Origin of the sequence: Methylocystis sp. JR02, from assembly GCF_030063565.1 — a bacterium.
Classification (GTDB): domain Bacteria; phylum Pseudomonadota; class Alphaproteobacteria; order Rhizobiales; family Beijerinckiaceae; genus Methylocystis; species Methylocystis iwaonis.
This window is the reverse complement of record NZ_JASIRC010000001.1, coordinates 2,074,165-2,094,092: the sequence shown is the minus strand read 5'-3', so window position 1 is coordinate 2,094,092 and position 19,928 is coordinate 2,074,165. Positions and strand designations below refer to the sequence as shown.

20 protein-coding genes are annotated in these 19,928 nt (G+C 64.1%); 10 read left to right on the top strand and 10 right to left on the bottom strand.

Translation table 11 applies throughout. The features are described from left to right. Positions 1–141: 141 nt before the first annotated feature. On the bottom strand, positions 142–1,029 hold the full coding sequence (locus QNA11_RS09945; protein WP_283482902.1) for a peptidylprolyl isomerase: 888 nt from the start codon (positions 1,027–1,029) through the stop codon (positions 142–144). An 89-nt stretch (positions 1,030–1,118) separates the two neighbouring features. Continuing rightward, positions 1,119–4,097, bottom strand: coding sequence for a bifunctional [glutamine synthetase] adenylyltransferase/[glutamine synthetase]-adenylyl-L-tyrosine phosphorylase (locus QNA11_RS09940; RefSeq protein WP_283482901.1), 2,979 nt, complete (start codon positions 4,095–4,097; stop codon positions 1,119–1,121). 1,118 nt (positions 4,098–5,215) lie between these two features. Between QNA11_RS09940 and QNA11_RS09935 the strand changes: the two genes are divergently transcribed. Together QNA11_RS09935 and QNA11_RS09930 are read left to right on the top strand one after the other, a co-directional pair. Beyond that, entirely contained in the window at positions 5,216–6,064 is an 849-nt protein-coding gene (locus QNA11_RS09935) for an ATP-binding protein (RefSeq protein ID WP_283482900.1), read from the top strand. Continuing rightward, positions 6,065–6,394 (top strand): hypothetical protein, encoded by a 330-nt coding sequence (locus QNA11_RS09930; RefSeq protein WP_283482899.1) that lies wholly within the window; start codon positions 6,065–6,067, stop codon positions 6,392–6,394. Positions 6,395–6,558: 164 nt separating this feature from the next. Here QNA11_RS09930 and QNA11_RS09925 read toward each other — a convergent pair whose 3' ends face one another. Beyond that, on the bottom strand, positions 6,559–7,020 hold the full coding sequence (locus tag QNA11_RS09925; RefSeq protein ID WP_283482898.1) for a cupin domain-containing protein: 462 nt from the start codon (positions 7,018–7,020) through the stop codon (positions 6,559–6,561). Positions 7,021–7,160: 140 nt separating this feature from the next. Here QNA11_RS09925 and QNA11_RS09920 point away from each other — a divergent pair, with 140 nt between their 5' ends. The 5 genes from QNA11_RS09920 (at position 7,161) to QNA11_RS09900 (ending at position 11,479) form a co-directional block, all read left to right on the top strand. Beyond that, positions 7,161–8,039, top strand: a complete 879-nt coding sequence (locus QNA11_RS09920; RefSeq protein WP_283482897.1) for a chorismate mutase — start codon at positions 7,161–7,163, stop codon at positions 8,037–8,039. A gap of 3 nt (positions 8,040–8,042) precedes the next feature. After that, complete coding sequence (locus QNA11_RS09915; RefSeq protein WP_283482896.1) at positions 8,043–9,155, top strand: pyridoxal phosphate-dependent aminotransferase; 1,113 nt, start codon at positions 8,043–8,045, stop codon at positions 9,153–9,155. Then, on the top strand, positions 9,148–10,059 hold the full coding sequence (locus QNA11_RS09910) for a prephenate/arogenate dehydrogenase family protein (protein WP_283482895.1): 912 nt from the start codon (positions 9,148–9,150) through the stop codon (positions 10,057–10,059). The genes QNA11_RS09915 and QNA11_RS09910 overlap by 8 nt, the downstream gene beginning before the upstream one ends. Before the next feature lie 207 nt (positions 10,060–10,266). After that, positions 10,267–10,869, top strand: a complete 603-nt coding sequence (locus QNA11_RS09905) for a response regulator transcription factor (RefSeq protein WP_281928875.1) — start codon at positions 10,267–10,269, stop codon at positions 10,867–10,869. Between the two features lie 172 nt (positions 10,870–11,041). Further along, positions 11,042–11,479 carry a hypothetical protein gene (locus QNA11_RS09900; RefSeq protein WP_283482894.1) on the top strand — a complete coding sequence of 146 codons (438 nt, stop codon included), beginning with the start codon at positions 11,042–11,044 and terminating at the stop codon, positions 11,477–11,479. On the opposite strand, the gene QNA11_RS09895 is transcribed toward QNA11_RS09900, so the two are convergent. The 5 genes from QNA11_RS09895 to QNA11_RS09875 all read right to left on the bottom strand — a co-directional run bounded on the left by QNA11_RS09895 (position 11,480) and on the right by QNA11_RS09875 (position 15,656). After that, positions 11,480–11,809 (bottom strand): polyhydroxyalkanoic acid system family protein, encoded by a 330-nt coding sequence (locus QNA11_RS09895; protein ID WP_202074161.1) that lies wholly within the window; start codon positions 11,807–11,809, stop codon positions 11,480–11,482. Positions 11,810–12,206: 397 nt separating this feature from the next. After that, the gene (gene glnA, locus QNA11_RS09890; RefSeq protein ID WP_202074162.1) at positions 12,207–13,616 is read right to left on the bottom strand and encodes a type I glutamate--ammonia ligase; all 1,410 of its coding nucleotides are present in this window, start codon (positions 13,614–13,616) and stop codon (positions 12,207–12,209) included. Between the two features lie 98 nt (positions 13,617–13,714). Further along, positions 13,715–14,053 carry a P-II family nitrogen regulator gene (locus QNA11_RS09885; protein WP_165052984.1) on the bottom strand — a complete coding sequence of 113 codons (339 nt, stop codon included), beginning with the start codon at positions 14,051–14,053 and terminating at the stop codon, positions 13,715–13,717. 188 nt (positions 14,054–14,241) lie between these two features. Then, on the bottom strand, positions 14,242–15,102 hold the full coding sequence (sseA, locus tag QNA11_RS09880) for a 3-mercaptopyruvate sulfurtransferase (RefSeq protein WP_283482893.1): 861 nt from the start codon (positions 15,100–15,102) through the stop codon (positions 14,242–14,244). A 17-nt stretch (positions 15,103–15,119) separates the two neighbouring features. Beyond that, positions 15,120–15,656 (bottom strand): NADPH-dependent FMN reductase, encoded by a 537-nt coding sequence (locus tag QNA11_RS09875; RefSeq protein ID WP_283482892.1) that lies wholly within the window; start codon positions 15,654–15,656, stop codon positions 15,120–15,122. A gap of 128 nt (positions 15,657–15,784) precedes the next feature. Here QNA11_RS09875 and QNA11_RS09870 point away from each other — a divergent pair, with 128 nt between their 5' ends. Further along, complete coding sequence (locus QNA11_RS09870; protein WP_202074166.1) at positions 15,785–16,201, top strand: hypothetical protein; 417 nt, start codon at positions 15,785–15,787, stop codon at positions 16,199–16,201. Between the two features lie 55 nt (positions 16,202–16,256). Then, a complete protein-coding gene (locus QNA11_RS09865; RefSeq protein ID WP_246744986.1) occupies positions 16,257–17,075 on the top strand; it encodes a DUF3108 domain-containing protein in 819 nt (272 codons plus the stop codon). 21 nt (positions 17,076–17,096) lie between these two features. Here QNA11_RS09865 and QNA11_RS09860 read toward each other — a convergent pair whose 3' ends face one another. Beyond that, positions 17,097–17,495, bottom strand: coding sequence for a DUF1190 domain-containing protein (locus QNA11_RS09860; protein ID WP_202074168.1), 399 nt, complete (start codon positions 17,493–17,495; stop codon positions 17,097–17,099). Positions 17,496–18,330: 835 nt separating this feature from the next. Between QNA11_RS09860 and QNA11_RS09855 the strand changes: the two genes are divergently transcribed. Further along, a complete protein-coding gene (locus tag QNA11_RS09855; RefSeq protein ID WP_202074169.1) occupies positions 18,331–19,104 on the top strand; it encodes a response regulator transcription factor in 774 nt (257 codons plus the stop codon). A gap of 17 nt (positions 19,105–19,121) precedes the next feature. Here the strand turns inward: QNA11_RS09855 and QNA11_RS09850 are convergent, their stop codons facing one another. Continuing rightward, on the bottom strand, positions 19,122–19,916 hold the full coding sequence (locus QNA11_RS09850; RefSeq protein WP_283482891.1) for a YdcF family protein: 795 nt from the start codon (positions 19,914–19,916) through the stop codon (positions 19,122–19,124). Positions 19,917–19,928: the final 12 nt, after the last annotated feature.

Genomic DNA, 19,928 nt, shown 5'->3' with positions numbered 1-19,928 from the left:
GCGACGAAGCAATCCAGGGCAGCGAGCGTGGCTCTGGATTGCTTCGCGTCGCTCGCAATGACGGAGCTGGTTTTGCTCTGGATTCCCGATCGCTCGCTTTGCGAGCGTCGGGAATGACATCGACCCGGTCGAGCGGTCGCCTTACTTCTTCTTCTCTTCCGGCTTGGCCGCCGGCGCCGGAGCCGCTGCGCCCTTGGCGGCGTCGGCCGGCTGGTCGGTGCGCTCGATCTTGGCGCCTTCGCGCAGCTTCATCACCAGCTCGCTCTGCGCCTTCTGCACGACATAGCGGGCGACCTGCTCCTTGACCTGATCCATCGGCGGGAAGGTCTTCGGGCGGGTCTCGTCGAGCTTGATGATGTGCCAGCCGAACTGGGTCTTCACCGGCTCGGAGATGTCGCCGGGCTTCATCTTCGAGGCCGCCTCGCCGAATTCCGGCACCATGCGGTCCTTGGTGAACCAGCCGAGGTCGCCGCCCTTGGAGCCCGGGTCTTTCGAGACTTCGCCGGCGACCTTGGAGAAATCCTCGCCGCCCTTCACGCGCGCGAGCGCCTTCTTGGCCTCTTCCTCGGTGGGCACGAGGATGTGATGGGCGTGGAACTCGGTCTCGGGCTTCTGGTTCTTGGCCGCCTCGTCATAAGTCGCCTTGATGGCGGCGTCGGTCGCGGCGTTCTTGGCGACATTGCCGAGCAGGGTCTCCATCAGCGCCTTGTCGCGCAGATAGGCCATCTTCCTGGCGAAATCCGGGGTTTCGGCGAGCTTGTCGGCCTGCGCCTTCTGCACGACGAGCTGCTCGTCGATGAGGAAGTCGATAATATAGCTGTCGCGCGCCTTGCCTTCGAGCTGACGCGGAATGCCCGGGCCGAGGTCCTCCATGGCGATCTTCAGGTCGTCGTCGGTGATCTCGACGCCATTCACCTTGGCCAGCACCTTGGCCTGCGCGGGCGCGGCGGCGGCCATCAGGGCGACGAGACCGAGCGTCCCGAAGGCGACGCCGGCCAGGGAACGCGCGTTATAGCGGGCATTTGACATGATATGCTCCAGAAATCGAGGCAGAAGGCCCCAGAAAAGCCGCCGCCACGGTCGGCGCGGAAAGTTCCTGCGTGACGAATGGGGCGTATCTATGCCGGAGGCGGCGCCTCTGACAACTCCCCAGCGCCGGTAGCGGGCCCAGAAAACGGTCCGATGACAGACAGGAAAATCTCCCGCGTTCTCTTCTGAGAATCGGCGAGCAGCGCCTCGAGATGGGAGAGATTGGGCGAATCCCCGACCCGCAGCAGAAGCTCGGTCAGCCCGCGCGGCGCGTCCGTCGCCCGGAATGGCCCATCGACGGCGAGGCGCAGCACTTGCGTGAGCCCCTGGTAAAGGCTCGCGGCGGCGCGAAGCGTCTCGGCCGCGCCGGCGTCTAGCAGGCCGGCGTCGCGCAGTCCGCGCAGCGCCAGGGGCGTCGTCGTCGAGAAAATCTCCGGATGCGCCGCGCCATGCAGAAGCATCAGATATTGGGCGATGAACTCGATGTCGATCAGCCCGCCCGCGACCTGCTTCACCTCCCAAGGGCTGGTTGAGCCCTTGGCCTGCTCGATGCGCTTGCGCATGGCGAGCACGTCGATTTTCAGCTTATGCGGATCGCGCGGCCGGGTCAGCGCGGCGCGGATCGCCTCTTCGACTCGGGCGGCGAAGTCAGCCGGCCCGGCGACGACGCGGGCGCGGGTGAGCGCCATATGCTCCCATGTCCAGGCTTCTTCCGCCTGATAAGCCTCGAAGGATTTAAGGCTCACCGCGATCGGCCCCATATTGCCGGAGGGGCGCAGGCGAAAATCGGTTTCGTAAAGCGTGCCTTCGGCGGTCGGCGCCGAAATCGCGGTGATGAGACGCTGGGTGAGGCGGGCGTAATATTGCGCCGTCGAGAGCGAACGCTCGCCGCCGACGGACTCCGCGTGGGGATCGGCCTCGTAGAGCAGCATGAGGTCGAGATCGGAGGCGGCGGTCATCTCGCGCCCCCCGAGCTTGCCCATGGCGACGACCGCCGCCGCGCCCTTTTCGATGCGGCCATGCGCCTTTTCGAACTCCTTGCAAACCTCTTCGAAGAGGCAGGCGATCAGCGTCTCGGCGAGGCGCGTATAGGCGGCGCCGGCGTCGGCCACCGAGATCGAGCCGGTCAGCACGCGCACGCCGATCAGAAATTTCTGCTCCTGGCCGAAGATGCGGGCGCGGTCGAGCGCATCTTCATAGCTGCGCGCCTCGGCGAATTGCGCCGTAAGCCGCTCGCGCAGATCGGCGTCGCTCGGCAAAGTGTGGAAGAACGCCGGCTCCATCAAGGCGTCAAGCACGCGAGGCCGCTTCGAGATGGTGGCGGAGAGCTTCGGCGCCGCGCCGGTGATGGCGGCGAGCAGCGTGAGCAGGCGTGGCTGCGAGACGAGCAGCGAGAAGAGCTGCACGCCGGCCGGAAGCTTCTGGATGAGCTTATCGAACGCGAGAAAAGCCTGATCGGCGTTTTCCGTCGCGGCGAGGGCTTCCAGTAATTTCGGCGTGAGTTCGGTGAGGCGTTCGCGGGCAACGGTGGAGCGCGTCGCGGCATAGCGGCCGAAGTGCCAGCCGCGAATGGTCGCCGTGACCATTTTCGGGTCTTTGTAGCCCATGCGCGCGAGCGTCTCGATTGTCTCAGGATCGTCGTCATCGCCCGTGAAGACGAGATTGCCGCCCGTGGCGGAAAGCTCGGGCGCGCTTTCGAAGAGCCGCGCATAATGGCCCTGCACGATGTCGAGCCGCTTCATGAGCGCTTCGGCAAAGTCGTCATAGCCCGCAAAGCCCATCATGCGGGCGATAGTCTCGACGCCTTCCTTCGTGTCGGGCAGCGTGTGTTTCTGCTCGTCGGCGACCATCTGAATGCGATGCTCGACGTCGCGCAGGAAGAGATAGGCTTCGCGCAAATCGTCGCGCGCCTGCACCTCCACCCAGCCGCTTTCGACGAGCTGGTCGAGCATGGGCAGCGTCGCGCGGCCGCGCAATCTTTTGTCGCGTCCGCCGGTGATGAGCTGCTGCGTCTGCGTGAAGAACTCGATCTCGCGAATGCCGCCGCGCCCCAATTTGATATTGTGGCCAATGACCGCGATCTTGCCGTGACCTTTATGCGCGTGGATCTGCCGCTTGATCGAATGCACGTCAGCGATGGCCGCGAAGTCGAAATATTTGCGCCAGACAAAGGGCGACAGCTCCTGCAAAAACTGTTCGCCGGCGTAAATGTCCCCGGCGACGGGCCGCGCCTTGATATAGGCCGCGCGCTCCCAATTCTGGCCCATGCTTTCGTAATAGGAGAGCGCCGCTTCCAGCGGAATGGCGATGGGCGTCGCGCCGGGGTCGGGGCGCAGGCGCAGATCGGTGCGAAAGACATAGCCGTCGCTGGTGCGCTCGCTCATGATCTTCACGATGCGCTTGGTGAGCTTCACGAAGAGATCGACGTCTTCGGAAGGATCGGTCAGACGGGCGCGGGAACGGTCGAAAAAGACGATGAGGTCGATGTCGGAGGAGTAGTTCAGCTCATAGGCGCCGCCCTTGCCCATGCCGAGGAAAATCCAGCCCGAGGCGCGTTCGGGGTCGCGCTGGTCGGCGAGCTCCAGCTTGCCTGCGTGCTGGGCTTGGCGCAGCGTGAAGCGAATGGCGGCGGAAAGCATGGCGTCGGCGATGCGGGTGAGCGCCTCCGTCGCCTGCAAAGTGTCCCAGGCTTTGGAGAGATCGGCGAGCGCGATGACGAGCGCCGCCTCCTGCTTGATGAGCCGCAGGCGGCGCATGATCTCGGCTTCGTCGTCGGTCTCCAGCGCCTTGGTTTCGTCGATCAACGCAGCGATGCGCGTCTGCGGATCGGCCGCCAGCGCCGCCGCCAGCCGCGCCGGATCGCGCGCCGCAAGATCGGTGAGATAGGGGGAGGAGCCGAGAACGCCGAAGAGCAGGTCGCGCGCCTTTTGGTGTTCGGCGAGGAAGGACGCGAGCGGGCCCTTGTCTTTCTCCAGCACGCGGTCGAGCGCCTTTTGCGCTCTTTCGGCGTCCGCGGGGGAGATGATGATTTTCGCGCGGGAGAGCAGGGCGTCGGCGTCGAGCGTCAAGGCTGTCCTCTAGTTTTTGTGTCAGCGCGGCATCGCCATCCGCGCCAATCCCTCCTCTTAACACGCGAAAGCGGGTTCGGGACCCACGGACCGCGAGCCTTCAGGCTCGCATATCGCAGAGCGAGCCTGAAGGCTCGCGGTCCAAGGGCGCCCGGCGTTCTGCGATGGGCTGCTCATGATTCCCAAAACGCCGTGCTCTCCCCTTCTCCCGCTTGCGGGAGAAGGTGGCCCTCGCGTCAGCGAGGGTCGGATGAGGGCCCACCGTTTATCGTTCCCACTCATCCCCAAGCCCCTCACCCAACCTCTCCCCGCGCTGTGCGCGGGGAGAGGGGCAGAGCGCGGCCGTCGCAAAGAATTTCGCCCCCTAATTTATCCCCACCCTCAAAAACCGCCTTATCCTTCCCCCGCCTCGCCAACTTGCAGGGGCGTCGTCAGGGTCGGCGGCGCCGGCGGGGTCGGTTAAGCGCGGGACGCGACCCTCGTTCCGTGCGGGACTCCGGCGCCGCCCGCCGGGTCTCTCCTTCGTGGGGAGATTGCGCGGGAGAAATCCCACGCAAAGGCTGGGCATAGTTTTCGCGCCCGCAACACGCGGCCCGAGTACCGAAAGGGAAAGCGCCGGCGGGCCGGAGGCGGCGCATGTCGAGGCCCTTGCGACGCGCTCGGAGGCTGATCCAGCCTCCGGGAAAGAAGCGGCCGCCGTCTGGCGGTCGTGCCGGACGGAGGAACCGCCACAAGAGGCGCTACTTCGGCCCGGAAAGGTGCGCGCGAATAAAGACCGCAGCCGGGACGCTCCGGCCCCGATGCGCTTATTTTTCACGCTACCGGCCGAACGGGGCCGGGGCGTCCCGGCTTCCTGTATCGCCTCGCGTCGGAAATCGGCGGCGGGATTTGTGGCGCTGCATTGCCCCCTCCCCAACCCTCCCCCGCTTCGCGGGAGAGGGAGCAGATTGTGGCCTTCATCAGCAATGCAGATCGCGAGCGTCCCCTCTCCCGCTTGCGGGGGAGGGACAGGGAGGGGGCGTTTCAGTGATGTGACGGATGCACGTGGTCACACGCGCCAGCGCACCTCACGCAATTTGCGATAAGGTTGCGCTCGAGATTTTTGTTTAGGACGCCCCATGTCGAAAAAGAATATCGCCGCCCATCTTTCCCGCATCGCCGACGCGCTCGAGCGCCTCGCGCCGCCCGCGCCGCCGGCGCCGGATTTCTCGGCCGCCGAAGCCTTTGTCTGGCGCGCGGCGGGCTCGGTCTTCCATCCGGTCGAGCGGATCAACCGCGTGAGCCTCGGCCTGCTCGAGGGGATCAACCTTCAGCGCGATATTCTCTTCTCCAACACCGCGCGTTTCGCCCAGGGTCTGCCCGCCAATAACGCGCTGCTCTGGGGCGCGCGCGGCATGGGCAAATCCTCGCTCGTCAAGGCCGTGCATGGCGCGCTGGCGGGGGAGGGGCTGCTCAAGCTCGTCGAAATCCATCGCGAGGACATCGAGGCTCTGCCCGATCTGCTCGGCGCCCTCGCCGGCGCGCCCTACCAGTTCATCGTCTTTTGCGACGATCTCTCCTTCGACGGGCCGGAGACGAGCTACAAGGCGCTCAAAAGCGCGCTGGAGGGCGGCGTCGAAGGGCGCCCTGGCAATGTCCTCTTCTACGCGACGTCGAACCGGCGCCATCTCATGCCGCGCGACATGATGGAAAATGAAAGCGCCAATGCTATCCACGGCAAGGAGGCGGTCGAGGAGAAGGTCTCGCTTTCCGACCGTTTCGGGCTTTGGATCGGCTTCCATAATTGCAGTCAGGGTGATTACCTCGCGATGGTCTTCGGCTACGCCCGCCATTATGGCCTGGAGGCGGCGGAGGCCGATATACGCGCGCAGGCTTTGGAATGGGCGATGACGCGCGGCGCGCGCTCGGGCCGTGTGGCGTGGCAATTCGTGACCGACCTTGCCGGGCGGTTGGGGAAGACGCTGTAGATGAGACGGACGGCTCTCCTCATCGTCGCGCTGGCGATCGCTCTGCTCCTGCTTTGGCTGTTTGCGCCGAGGCCGGAGGAGGAGGCGGGGCGGCGCATCGAGGGCCACGCCAAAATCGAACTGATTGAAGCCTGCAATCAGGCGGCCGCCGATACCGGGCGCGCCATTCGCTTCACCACTGCCGATGTCGTCGCGCCCGCTAAGGAAGCGGTCGAGACGGCGAGCGGCGTGGCGCTGCTCGCCTCGATCCTGCAAGCGCGCCGCGCCGGCCAGCTCTGCGCCTGGAACGGGATCGACCCGCCGACGATCACGGCGGAGGGATCGAGATGAAATCCGGCTCGCCGACACAGCGTCCGAGGCGGTCTCGCTTGCTCCTCAGGAAGACGCCTAAGTGTTTGGCGCAGATGCAGAAGTCCCTCATGCTGAGGAGCCTGCGCAGCAGGCGTCTCGGAGCACGAGGGGCGTCGCAACGCCGCTTTGTCAGCAGAACCGCCTCAGGGCGCCGGATGCGAGTGGCCTTCGCCCTCCTTGGGCTCGGGGATCAGCGAGCCTTTGCCGTCCGGCAGGCCTGCGGGCAACAGCTCGAAATTCAGCAGCACGACCGGCGCCTTGCCGACATTCGACGATTCATGGGTCTGGGCGCCGGTCTCGGTGAAGCAGTCGCCTGCTTTGTAGACGGTGGTCTTGCCGCCGATGGCGTAGGCCATTTCGCCCGAGACCATGCAGCGGATGCCCGGCCCGACATGGTGGTGGGCGTGCATATAGCCGGCCTCGTCCATCGTGACCTGCGTCACGCGGATTTTGTATTTGCCGGTGAGCTCGGCGAGATGACCGAGGTCCGAAAGCTCCGCCAGAGCCTTGGCGTGGAAGCCCTTGAGATCGACGCCATCGGCGCGAGCGGCGCCGGCGAAGGAGAGGCAGAAGAGGGCGAGGCAGGCTGCGAGCTTATTCGACATGGCGCTTCCTTTATTTCTGGCCCGCCAGTCTATCGGAGCCCGGGCGCCCAGCAAGCGACCTTGTCGCTTTGCGCCGGCGCCAGGGGAGGCCCGCGCCGCCCCCCTTCACTCTCGCGGCCTGCTGGCCTAAGAGAAGCGCCATGCGCGACACGCCCGAGCTCACCTCCGCCGCCGACATGCTTGCCGATTTGCGCGGCGAGATCGACCGCATCGATCTCGATATGCATCGGCTGCTGATGGCGCGCGGCGAGATCATCGACCGACTGATCGCGGCCAAGCGCGCTCAGGGCGGCGGCTGCGCCTTCCGGCCGGATCGCGAGGCGCAGATGATGCGCGCGCTGGTCGAGCGTCATCATGGCCTGCTGCCGCTCGACGCGGTCGAGGGCATCTGGCGCGTCATCGTCTCGACCTTCACTTATGTGCAGGCGAATTATTCCGTGCATGCCGACGACTCGGGCGGCGACGCGCAGATGCGCGACAGCGCTCGCTTTCACTTCGGCTTCACCGTGCCTTATGTGGCCCATCACGGCGCTCGCGCGGTGATCGACGCGGTTGCGGCCTCGCGCGGCGATCTCGGCATGTTGCGCGCAGCCGGCGCCCTGGAGGAGGGCGCCTGGTGGATGCGGCTCATCGGCGAGCGCGCGCCCAAGATCATCGCGCGGCTGCCTTTCGTCGAACGCCCCGATCATCCGGCGGGTCTGCCCGTCTTCATCGTGGCGCGGCTCGCCGCGGACGCCGCGTCGCGCGACATTCTTCTGCACGCAATCAATTTGCCGCATTGGACGCACGCCATCCCCGCCGTCGTCTCGGCGCTAGAGGGCGAAATCCTCGCCAGCGCGCCCCATGCCGGCGGCCTGTCGCTCATGGTGGCCGCCCCGGGCCGCGTCGAGGCCGCGCGCTTTGCGCAGGAGTTGGCGGCGGCCGGCGTGGCCGACGCCATCGTGGAGCCCATCGGCAGCCACGCCGAAAGATATGAACTCAGCGAAGCGCGCAGCGGCGTCTTTGCGCCCAGGAGCTAAGCCATGACGCGTCCCATTCCTCGCCCCGGCGTCCTCGATATCGACGCCTATGTGCCCGGCAAGGCCGGCGCGCCCGGCGCAGGCCGCGTCTTCAAGCTCTCGGCCAATGAAACGCCGCTCGGCCCGTCGCCCGCCGCCGTGCAGGCGCTGCGCGACATGGCGCATCAGATCGCCATCTATCCGGAAGGCTCGTCGGCGGCGCTGCGCGAGGCGGTCGGCGCCCGCTATGGGCTCGATCCTGCGCGCATCATCATGGGGGCGGGCTCCGACAATATTCTCGAGCTGCTGGCGCTTGCCTATATCGGGCAGGGCGACGAGGGCCTCTACAGCCAATATGGCTTCCTGGAATATAAGATCGTGACGCTCGCCGCCGGCGGCGTCCCTGTCGTTGCGCCCGAGACCGATTACACGGCGAATGTCGACGCCATATTGGAGCGCGTGACCGAGAAGACGAAGATTGTCTTCCTCGCCAATCCGAACAATCCCACCGGCAGCTATCTTCCGGCCGCGGAGGTCGAGCGGCTCGCCAAGGGCCTGCCGGCGCGCACGCTTCTCGTCCTCGACGCCGCCTATGCCGAATATGTCATGCGCGCCGATTACGAAGCGGGGATCGCGCTCGTCGACGCCCATGAGAATGTCGTCATGACGCGCACCTTCTCGAAGATCTATGGTCTGGCGGGCGTGCGGCTCGGCTGGGGCTATGGGCCGGCGCATGTGATCGATTCGCTCAATCGCATCCGTTCGCCGTTCAACGTGTCGAGCGCGGCCTCGATCGCGGGCGTCGCCGCCGTTCAGGATACGGCGCATGTCGCGGCGGCCGTGGCCCACAACGAAAAATGGCTGCCCTGGCTGACGCGCGAAATCTCGGGGCTAGGGCTCGAGGTGTTGCCGAGCGTCGGCAATTTCATCGCCATCCGTTTCCCGCAAACGCCGGGCCGCACGGCCGCCGACGCCGATCGGTTCCTGACAGCGCGGGGCCTCGTGCTGCGCGCCATCGGCGCCTATGGCATGGGCGAATTTCTGCGCCTGACCATCGGCTCGCAGGAGGCCAATGAAGCGGTGGTCGCCGCGCTCGGCGATTTCATGTCCGACAGGAAAGCGGCGGCTAATGGCTGAGCCGATCTTCGACAGGCTTGCGATCATCGGCGCGGGCCTCATCGGCTCGTCCATCGCCCGGGCGGCCCGTGACTATGGGGCGGCCGGCGAGATCGCAATTGTCGACGCCTCGCAGCAGGTCATGGCGCGCGTGCGCGAATTGGGCATTGCGGACGACGCAGGCGGCGATGTGGCGCAGGCTCTGAAGGGCGCCGATCTCATCATTATCTGCACGCCGGTCGGCGTCTGCGGCGTGGTCGCGCAAGCAATCGCGCCACATCTCGAAAAAGGCGCCATTCTCTCCGACGTCGGGTCGGTGAAAGGCGCGGTTGTGGCGCAGATTGCGCCCCATGTGCCCTCGGGCGTTCATTTCATCCCCGCGCATCCGCTCGCCGGCACCGAATTCTCGGGCCCCGACGCGGGCTTTGCGACGCTGTTCCAGAATCGCTGGTCCATCCTCACGCCGCTCGAAGGCGCAGACGTGGCTGCGGTGGCGCGGCTCGCGAATTTCTGGACGCGAATCGGCGCGAAAGTCGAAACGATGAGCCCCGAGCACCACGACAAGGTGCTGGCGCTCACGAGCCATCTGCCGCATCTCATCGCCTACAACATCGTCGGCACGGCGGATGATTTCGGTGAGCAGACGCGCTCGGAGGTCATTAAATTTTCGGCCTCGGGCTTTCGTGATTTTACCCGCATCGCCGCCTCCGATCCGACTATGTGGCGTGATATTTTCCTCAATAATCGCGAGGCGGTCCTCGAAATGCTCGGACGCTTCAACGAGGACTTGAGTGCGCTTCAACGCATGATTCGCCGCGGCGACGGCGAGGGACTCTTCGACTTCTTCACCCGCACGCGCGCTATTCGCCGTTCGATCGTCGAGCAGGGACAAGACACGTCCGCGCCGGATTTCGGCAGGAGATAATCAAAACCAAAACACAACTTAGACGAATTTAGCTTCGCCTCGAGCATTGACTGTGCTAGAGTGCTTTTATTCTAGCAGCGCGTTTTCCGTCGACATCGAAACATGTGGACGCCAGAAATCGCGAATTTTTCAAGAATGAAGCGCGCTTGTCGCAGAAGACTTATGAGCTTTTGCGGGTGGCGTTCTAAGACGTTCAAGGACGTCGACATGCCGACTATCTATGTCGTTGCGCAAGAGCAGGACGAACGGGCGGCTATTGCCGCGCTTGTTTGCCAGGAGTGTCGCTCCGTCGAGGTTTTCAAAGACGTGTCGGCCTTTCTCGCCCATAAGGACCCGAGCGAGCCCGGATGCGTCATTCTGGAGCTCAAAGAGCCAGCCTCCGCGTCGATTCGACGGTTGCGAGAGTTCCTCGAGCCGCTGCCGATCATCGTTGTCTCGCCCAGCGCAGTCGTTGCGCGAGCGGTGCAGGCGATGAAACAGGGCGCCGCGGATTTCCTCGCCAAGCCGCTCGAAAAAGAGAGGCTCGTTTCCGCCGTGCAGCGGGGACTCGACATCAGTTGGGCGCGAATGGAGCAGACGCGGCGCAAGAATGAGTTGCTCGCGCGATACCAAACGCTCAGCGCGCGCGAGAAGGATGTGGTCGGCGCCATCCTCGATGGGCGCCCGAACCGGGAAGTCGCTTTGCAGCTCGGCATTCGACCACGCACCGTCGAGATTCACCGCTCGAATGCAATGGCCAAACTTGGGGCGCGAACCTTGCCCGAGCTGGTGCGCATCTGGTTCGACCTCGCAGACGGCGATATGTGCTGAATTAAGCGCCAAAGAGGCACTCGGGAGTCATGTAAATACTTGCGAAAACCTCGTTTCACAGAGAATTAGGTATATTCCCCAAATTGAGCGGCGCGCCTGTCGCGGCTAGGTTCCGGGCCACAGTTTCGGTGTCCGCTGCGGCTTGTTCCAGCGTTTCGTGCGGGGAGTACAAATGACCGAACTCGGCAAATTTGGCGTTGCTTTGGCGTTGAACGAAATCACTCTTTCAGCATCCGTTACCCCCATGCATCGGACGCTTCTCGCAAGTTATCGGATGAATGCGCATCGCGGCGAGACGTCGGCTCGCGAGCTGATTCTGAGCGATCTTCGCAGCTTTCTCGATCTCGGCGCGCTCGACCGCGCCACGGACATACTGATCGTCCTGGCGCTTTTCATGAGAGAATCAGCGCGCAATGAGCGGCGTCTGTCGCTCGCGAAAAGGCGCCATCACGACGCCATTGCCCTCCAACGCGGGCGTGGCGCCACGCGGGCGCATTACGCGGTTGGCAAGAATGCGAATGCTCTACAGCAGCCGAACCTGCGACTGGTGTCGTCCGAAAACATGCATCTCGAGGCGGTGGAAAGCGAGGGGGGCGACGCCCTTCGCTGATCAGGAGGTCTTTTTTCCGGGGCCGATGCGCAAGACGTCATTCGCGTTGCGAGAGATGAAATCCTGAAGCCCGCCGGAGAGCTTGGCGAGCAACCAGGGCAGTTGCACCTCTATCCGAACCAGCTCGGGCAGCACCGTCATTCGCGCCGTCGCGCTTTGGCCCAGCGCGGCGACGCGGACCGTGGCGACGTCGCCCGCCCAGCTTACTTCTGACTGCGCGACCTTATCCACATATTCACGCTGCAGCATCTCGATGCGCTCGGCGAGACGCTTTTTCGCGGTCTCCACTCCAAGATCATGCGGCACGGTGATCGTTATGGTGTTCGCCATGAGCGCTTCTCTCTGCCCGACGCTGATGTAGGCGCCGGCGCGCCTAAAGGAAAGCGTCGCCCTCTCCCTATCTGATAGCATTTCCGTTTGAACAGCTCGCATCGAATCCAGAGCCATAAAAGCGCTGGTTTTATTCAGAGCCCGTCATTGCGAGCGAAGCGAAGCAAACCAGGGCAGCGATGCGGCCCTGGTTTGCTTCGTCGGCTCCGCCTCCTCGCAATGACGGCGGTGAGTTCCTGTGTGTCCGAGCGTCGGGGATGGCGCCGAACCAATCGCGCGGATCTCGGATGAACTATCGCAGTAAGCCGCGCCGCTAAAAAAATGGGCCGCCCAGAGGGCGGCCCACCGATTCTCATCCGTAAGTCTCCAGCTTCACCAGAAGCCGGCTCCTTATGGATCAGTAGCTGTAATACATATCGAACTCGACCGGATGGGGCGTCATTTCGAAGCGATAGACGTCCTGCATCTTGAGGTCGATGTAGGCGTTGATGAAGTCTTCGTTGAACACGCCGCCGGCCGTCAGATAGGCGTAGTCGGCCTTGAGGCTGTCGAGCGCTTCACGCAGCGAGCCGCAAACCGTCGGGATCGCCTTCAACTCTTCCGGCGGCAGATCGTAGAGGTCCTTGTCGGCCGGCGCGCCCGGATCGATCTTGTTGGCGATGCCGTCGAGGCCGGCCATCAACATGGCCGCGAAGGCGAGATAGGGATTCGCCGTCGGATCGGGGAAGCGAACCTCGATGCGCTTGGCCTTCGGGTTGGAGCCGAAGGGAATGCGGCAGGAGGCCGAGCGGTTGCGCGAGGAATAGGCGAGCAGCACCGGCGCCTCGAAGCCCGGGACCAGACGCTTATAGGAGTTGGTCGACGGGTTGGTGAAGGCGTTCAGCGACTTGGCGTGCTTGATGATGCCGCCGATGTACCACAGGCACTCCTGGGAGAGGCCGGCGTATTTGTCGCCAGCGAACACCGGCTTGCCTTCCTTCCAGATCGACTGGTGGACGTGCATGCCCGAGCCATTGTCGCCGTAAACCGGCTTCGGCATGAAGGTCGCCGACTTGCCATAGGAATGCGCCACCTGATGGATCGCATACTTATAGATCTGCAGGTGGTCGGCGACGGTGACGAGCGTCTCGAACTTGAGGCCGAGCTCATGCTGGGCGGAAGCCACTTCGTGGTGGTGCTTCTCGACCTTGACGCCCATGGCCGCCATGGCGGCGAGCATCTCGGAGCGCATGTCCTGGGCCGAGTCGACCGGCGGAACCGGGAAGTAGCCGCCCTTGGTGCGGACGCGGTGGCCGAGGTTGCCGCCCTCATAGGCGGTGTCGGAGTTCGTCGGCAGCTCGACCGAGTCGAGCTGGAAGCCCGTGTTGTAGGGGTCGGACGAGAAACGGACGTCGTCGAAGACGAAGAATTCGGCCTCGGGGCCGAAGAAGGCGGTGTCGCCGACGCCAATCGACTTCACATGCGCCATGGCCTTCTTGGCGATCGAGCGCGGGTCGCGGTTGTAGGGCTGGCCGGTCGCCGGCTCCACGACGTCGCAGACGATCGACATGGTCGAGGCCGCGAAGAAGGGGTCCATGGTGACGGTCGAGAGGTCGGGCAGGAGCGTCATGTCCGACTCGTTGATCGCCTTCCAGCCGGCGATCGACGAGCCGTCGAACATGATGCCTTCGTTCAGCGCCTCTTCGTCGACGATCGACACGTCGAAGGTCACGTGCTGCCACTTGCCGCGCGGATCGGTAAAGCGGAAGTCGACGTATTTTACGTCGTTGTCCTTGATCTGCTTGATTACGTCCTTGGCAGTTGTCATGTCGATCCTTGCCTCTTCCTTGGGTTTAGTTGCATGCGTTTGCGGCGCAGCGGAGCGGCGAAACAGTCTTTCTAGGAAGCTCACGATAGCCCCGAAGGTTAAATCGCGTCCACGCCGGTTTCCCCCGTGCGGATTCTGATTGCGCCCTCGATGTTCGAAACAAAAATCTTGCCATCGCCGATGCGACCCGTCTGGGCGGCCGTGCGAATGGCCTCGACGGCGCGATCGACGGCCTCGTCCGCAAGAACGATCTCGATTTTTACTTTCGGCAGGAAGTCAACGACATATTCGGCCCCCCGGTAAAGCTCGGTGTGACCCTTCTGGCGGCCGAAACCCTTCGCCTCGGTGACAGTGATGCCTTGCAGGCCAGCCGCCTGCAGCGCCTCTTTCACTTCATCGAGCTTGAAAGGTTTAATGATCGCCTCGACTTTTTTCATCGCTTGTCCCCGCTGCGCCTGAAGCTCCCGCCCGCACCCGCGCTTCGCCTTTGCCGACGCCGCCGAGCTTCTACCACCTGAGCGATTTCCGCGCCATGGCCAATCGGTCGGCGCCGAAACCCGTGATGATGCCTGATATTTAGGCTATATGATTAAGTTATGAGCTAAATTTGCTCGATTCATCAGCGCTAGTCCGAATAGGAAACAACCGGCAGATCGGCGCGGGCGCCCCACTCCGACCATGAGCCGTCATAGACTGTCGCCATCGGCCGGCCAGCGGCGGCGAGGGCAAGGCTGAGGATGCAGGCGGTCATCCCCGATCCGCAGCTTGCTATCGTCCGCTTTGCAGGATCGAGGCCCGCCGCTGCGAAAGCGGCTTCCAATCCCGCTTTGTCTTTCATCTTTCCGCCCTCGATCACCTCGCCAAAGGGCAGATTGTGAGCGCCGGGCATATGGCCGGCGCGCAGCCCCGCACGCGGCTCGGGGGCGCGGCCCATGAAGCGCTCAGCGGCGCGTGCGTCGACGACCTGAGCGTCGCCGCTCGAAAGCGACGTATCTAGCTGTTTCCAATCTGCGACGAGTTCCGGATTGAATGCGGGCGTAAAGTCGCGCGGTTCGCGGGTGACATCGCCCGTCTCGAGCGGCCGGCCCTCCGCCTTCCACGCCGGAAGGCCCCCGGAAAGGATCGAGACCTTTTTCACGCCGAAGACCTTCATCGTCCACCAGAGGCGCGGGGCCGAGAAGAGGCCGACGCTGTCGTAGATGACCGCGCGCATGCCGTCTCCAAAGCCCAGCCGGCGCATCTCGGCGGCGAAGACCTCGGGCGAGGGGAGCATATGCGGCAGGCCGGTCGAGTGATCGGCGATCGCGTCTATGTCGAAGAAGACGGCGCCCGGGATATGCCCCGCCAAATATTCGGCCCGCGGATCGCGGTTCGCCGCCGGCATATGCCAGGACGCGTCGAAAACGACGATGTCAGGCGACGCGAGATTATCGGCAAGCCACTGCGGCGGAACGAAAAGCGTGGAGGGGTTGATGTCAGGCGCCATGTATTCTTCTTCCCTCTTCAAGTGGCGGCGCGGGCCAGCGCGCTCGTGACGGCGGCGATTTTTCGCAGAAGCGTTTCGTTCCGGATCTCCCCGTCCGCGTCCAGCGCGTCCCGGCCAACGGGGACGTCGGCGCAGGCGGCTTCGACGACATTTGCGCCGGCCTTGTCAAGGACAAGGCGCAGCGCATGGACGTGCGCGCCGCCATGGGCGGATGGATTGATCCACCCCACGGGGCGGCGGTAGAGGCTGCCTGCGCCGATGGTCCAATCGAGCTGGTTTTTGAAGCTGCCCGGCAAGGACCCGGCATATTGGGGCGTCGAAAACAGGATGGCGTCGGCGCGCGCGAGGTCTTCTCTCAGGTCCCGCACGCCGGGCGGCGGGGCGTCATGGTCGCGATCCGGATTGAAATGCGGCAATGCGTCGAGCCCGCAATAGGGCGACATCTCGACGTCGGGGCCCGCGAGCCGCGCCGCCGCCGCAAGCACGGCCGCATTGACCGAGCCGGCGCGCAGGCTACCGCAGATCGAAACGATTCTGGTCCGTCCTTGCGTCATCCTCGCCGCCGACTCTTCACCGCCGCCCCTTCGTCGCCGTCCCTTGGGCGCCGGCGCTGCTTGCATCCAGCGCCATCCGGGGGACAATAAGCCGATTCGATTCTCACTGTCTCCCTGGCGCGGTTATCATGCTCGACATCCCCGGCAAGGCCTGCGGCCCCTGCCATTTCTGCTGCAAGGTCCTCGAAATCGAGGAGATGAAGAAGACCGCGGGCAAGCTCTGCGAACATTGCGCCGGCGCGGGAGGTTGCGGCGTTTACGCAACGCGCCCCGAGGTTTGCCGGGATTATTACTGCCAATGGAAAGAAGATCGCGGGCTGCCGGCGACGATGCGGCCCGACAAGGTCGGGACGCTCCTCATGGACGATCCGGACAGCGACGAGTACCACGCCGTTTGCGATCCGGAGAAGCCCTTTTCCTGGCGCAATCCTCTCATATTCAGACATCTCGTCTCGGAAGCGAAAGCCGGTAGGATGGTCGTCGCCAAGGCGGGGCTGCGCGCCTGGCGCATCTATTCGGACGGGCATTGGCAGGAGTCGGCGTGAGGCTTCGTTCCGCGGCGCGCCACCTACTGCAGTCTTGAGCAACATGAGCCGGATCTTGAAGCTTTTCCCGCCCTCCGCGGCTTTGCCGATTGCGGCGCTGCTTTGCGCCGGCGCCGGGCCGACCGCGGCCGAAACGATCAAGGCGCACTACGCCTTGAGCCTGATGGGGCTCTCGATCGGCAGCGCCTCCGCCTCGGGCGTGGTCGAGCCGGAAAGCTACCGCGTCGATATTTCCATGCGGACCTCGGGACTCGCCAATCTCGTGAACAACACCAAGGGGGCGGCGACCGCGAGCGGCGGCTTGACCGCCGCCGGCCCGTCGCCTTCGGCCTACGCCAATACGACCTCGAACAATGACGAGACGCGCACGGTGCGGATGTCGCTCGCCAGCAACGCCGTGCGCGCAGTCGAGGTGAAGCCGGAGCCGTGGGACGCGGAAATGCGCGTTCCGCTCAATGACGGCGCCAAGAAACGCATCGTCGATCCCGTCAGCGCGCTGATCATGAGCGTTCCGCAGAGCCAGGAGCTCATTGGGCCGGCCGCCTGCAACCGCACGATCTCCGTGTTCGACGGCGTGACCCGTTTCGACGTCCAGCTCTCTTTTGCGGGCGCTCACACGGCTCAGACGCACGGCTATTCGGGGCCAGTCGCCGTTTGCTCGGCGCGCTACACGCCGATCGCCGGACACCGCCCCGATAGTAAGTCGACCCGCTATTTGGCTGAGAACCGGGATATAAACGTGTGGCTCGCGCCCTTGCCGGACGTGCATGTCGTCGTGCCGATCCATATCGACATGCGCACCGGCGCGGGCCAGCTCGTCATCGACGCCTCGGATTTCCAGATCGCGCCACGGCGCGCCGACGCGGGCAGATGAGCCAAGCGGAGCCTTAGCCGCTTAATCGATACGCACTTCCTTGGTCTTTTTCCGGTTGCGGCGATCGGACTCATATTCGAGGTAGCGGATTTCCTTCGGCTCCCCGTCGGCGCGCAGGCAGAACGCCGGGCGAGGCGTAAAGCCGCCGGCCGGATTTTCGAAGCAATCAGAGAAACGCAGCTCGCACTGGAACATGGTCTCGGTTTTTGGAGCCGCCTGCGCAGCGACGGCGTGGGCTTTGTCGACCGCCTGCTTGCAGAGCCCGGAATCGAACCCCCAGGCCTGACATTCGCTCACCGAGGACATGTATTTCCCGTCTTCCGTGCAGGCTGGGGCCGTGCGCCGCGCATAGAAAAACGAGAAGCCGGCGGCGGCCAGCGCAACGAGGATGACGACCAATTTCAAAGGCGTGTTAGCCATGAGCGCTCGCTTTGTTAATCATTCGGACATTAGTCGTCTGCAATACGGGCGGGCAAGCGCAATCTCCACGGCCGTCTCGCGCGACGACAGTCCCGCGCCTGCGCATTTGCGCGCCGACAACGAGGTCGCTTGACAAGGATCAGCGACTACAATAGTTCGTTGCATCACCGCATTTCGGAACCACGGTCGATGAGCTGTGGAAGCAAACGCTCACCGAGCGCGGACAGGGCAGAACAGATATGCGCCCGCCCTTTCGAGGATCGCGTTAAACGCGCGATGGGAACATGTCGGCGATGCGATCCTAAAACTTGGTATCTGACGATTCCGCCGGCGACGACGGATCAGATGGCAGCATGTCGGCTAATGGTTAGAACCGACAGTTAAGTGTGACAGAAGGAGGAGATAATGGGCGCTATTCTCGAACTCACCAGCTATGCGGCGACCCCCGTCGGCATGATCGCGATCATCGTGATCGGCGCGGCTGCTTACTTCGCTGCGCGTTGGGTCTTCACCGACTAATTCAGCGCTTCTAGCAGCTTACGTTCAGGCGCGACGCGTCGGCACTTGCCGATGCGGCGCGCCTTAATTTTTGCGCGCACGCATTTTGGCTTCTTGTCACGTGAGAACGCTTGCGTCTTGCCGCGCTATGAGTATTCTTGGCCCACCTCCCAACTCGAATGGGCAGGTATTTATTCGGCGTCGCTTCGAGGACGGCCAAACAGATCAGCGGCTGTCGCGATGCATATGAGGCGTTTTTTCCGTTCTCGTGGCGCGGCCATGCGAAGCTGGAAGAAATGGGAGCGCCTACCTTTTCGATCAGGGCTGGGAGGGGCGGATGGACAATATCCGGGCGAGCGGGGAAAGTGCGGATCTCGCGAAGACCGCTCCGCGCCCAGAAGGTGACGACGGCGCGCCCTCGCAGCAGGCCGCCAGCATCGATGTCGCCATCGCCGACAAGAGCCCGCTGATTCTTGCCGGCCTCGACAAGCTCCTGTCCGACGACAAGCGTTTCAACCTCGTCCTCAAAGTGACGGATGGCGAAGAGTTTCTCGAGGCCGCCCGGCAGCAGAAATTCGCGATCGCGGTCATTGGCTGGCAATTGCCTACACTGCATGCGCGCGATGTTTTACGCGCCCTCTCGCGCCAGGTCTCGGCGCCCAAGATCGTGGTCTATAGCGGCACCAACGATCCCGCGGCGCCTGCCGAGACACTGCAGCTCGGGGGCGCGGGCTTCGTCTCCAAGCGCGCCCCGCCGGAACGGCTTCTCGACGTGCTGGCGGCGGTGGCGGCGGGCGATATGGTCTTTCCCTTCGTCGATATCCGTAAGATGCGCAGCGATCCTTTGGAGAATCTCACGCTGCGCGAGAGAAGCCTCTTGTCGGCGCTGGGGTCGGGCCACACCAACAGCCAGCTCGCCAAGGATTTCGGCGTCTCGATCAACACGATCAAATTTCATCTGCGCAATCTTTTCGAGAAGCTCGACGTGCGTAACCGCGCCCAAGCGATCGCTTTGTTTCTCGAAATGAAACACGGTAGCTGGCCGGGCGGCTCCGGCGGGCGCAGCATGGAGCCGACGACAACCACGCGCGGGCGGCGGCGCGCCGAATAAGCGCGCTCTGCAATTTTTTAGGGCGCCGGAAAGAGCGCGTCGGTCTTTCCCGTCAGCCAATAGGCGGCGAGGCCCACCCATTCATGCGCCGCGAATTCGAGGAGCCCGAAGCTTCGCGACGCGTGGCGCGGCACGCTCCAGCCGCTCATCTCGCCGGCCGTGCGGTAATCGACGGGATAGGCGATCACGGGAAAGCCGGCCTTGCGGAAGATGCCGACCGAGCGCGGCATATGCATCGCGGAAGTGACAAGCAGCCAGCGCTCGCCGGGCTTGGGCTGCACGAGGTCGCGCGTGAAGGCGGCGTTCTCGAATGTGTTCCGGGATTTGTCTTCGTAAAGCACATCGCCCTGGTCGAGGCCGACCTCCCGCCAGAAGCGCCGCACCGTCCCCGCTTCCGTATAGGCCGACCCGCGCAAGGCCGAGGTGCCGCCCGTGAAGACGAGGCGCGCCGTCGGATACTGCCGCTTCAAGGCGATTGGCGCGGTGAGGCGCTCCGCCGCTTCGGCGAGGGTGACGCGGTTGCGCATGCCGCTCAGATTTTCGTCGACAGAGCCGCCGAGCACGATAATCCCATCCGGCGCCGGCATGTCATCGGGCGGCGGCGGAAAACGCGCTTCGAGCGGAATCGCGACGAGACCGGCGAGCGGCGAAAAGCCCATGACGAGCAGAAGGACGATCGCGCCGCCGGAGAGCGCGCAACCTGTCCTTTTGAAACGGGTGACAGAAAGTGCGACGCCGAGAGCGCCGATAAACAGCGCGAAATGCGTCGGCGTCGCGAGAAACTCGAAAATCTTGGAAAAGATGAAGAACATGGGAGCTCAGTG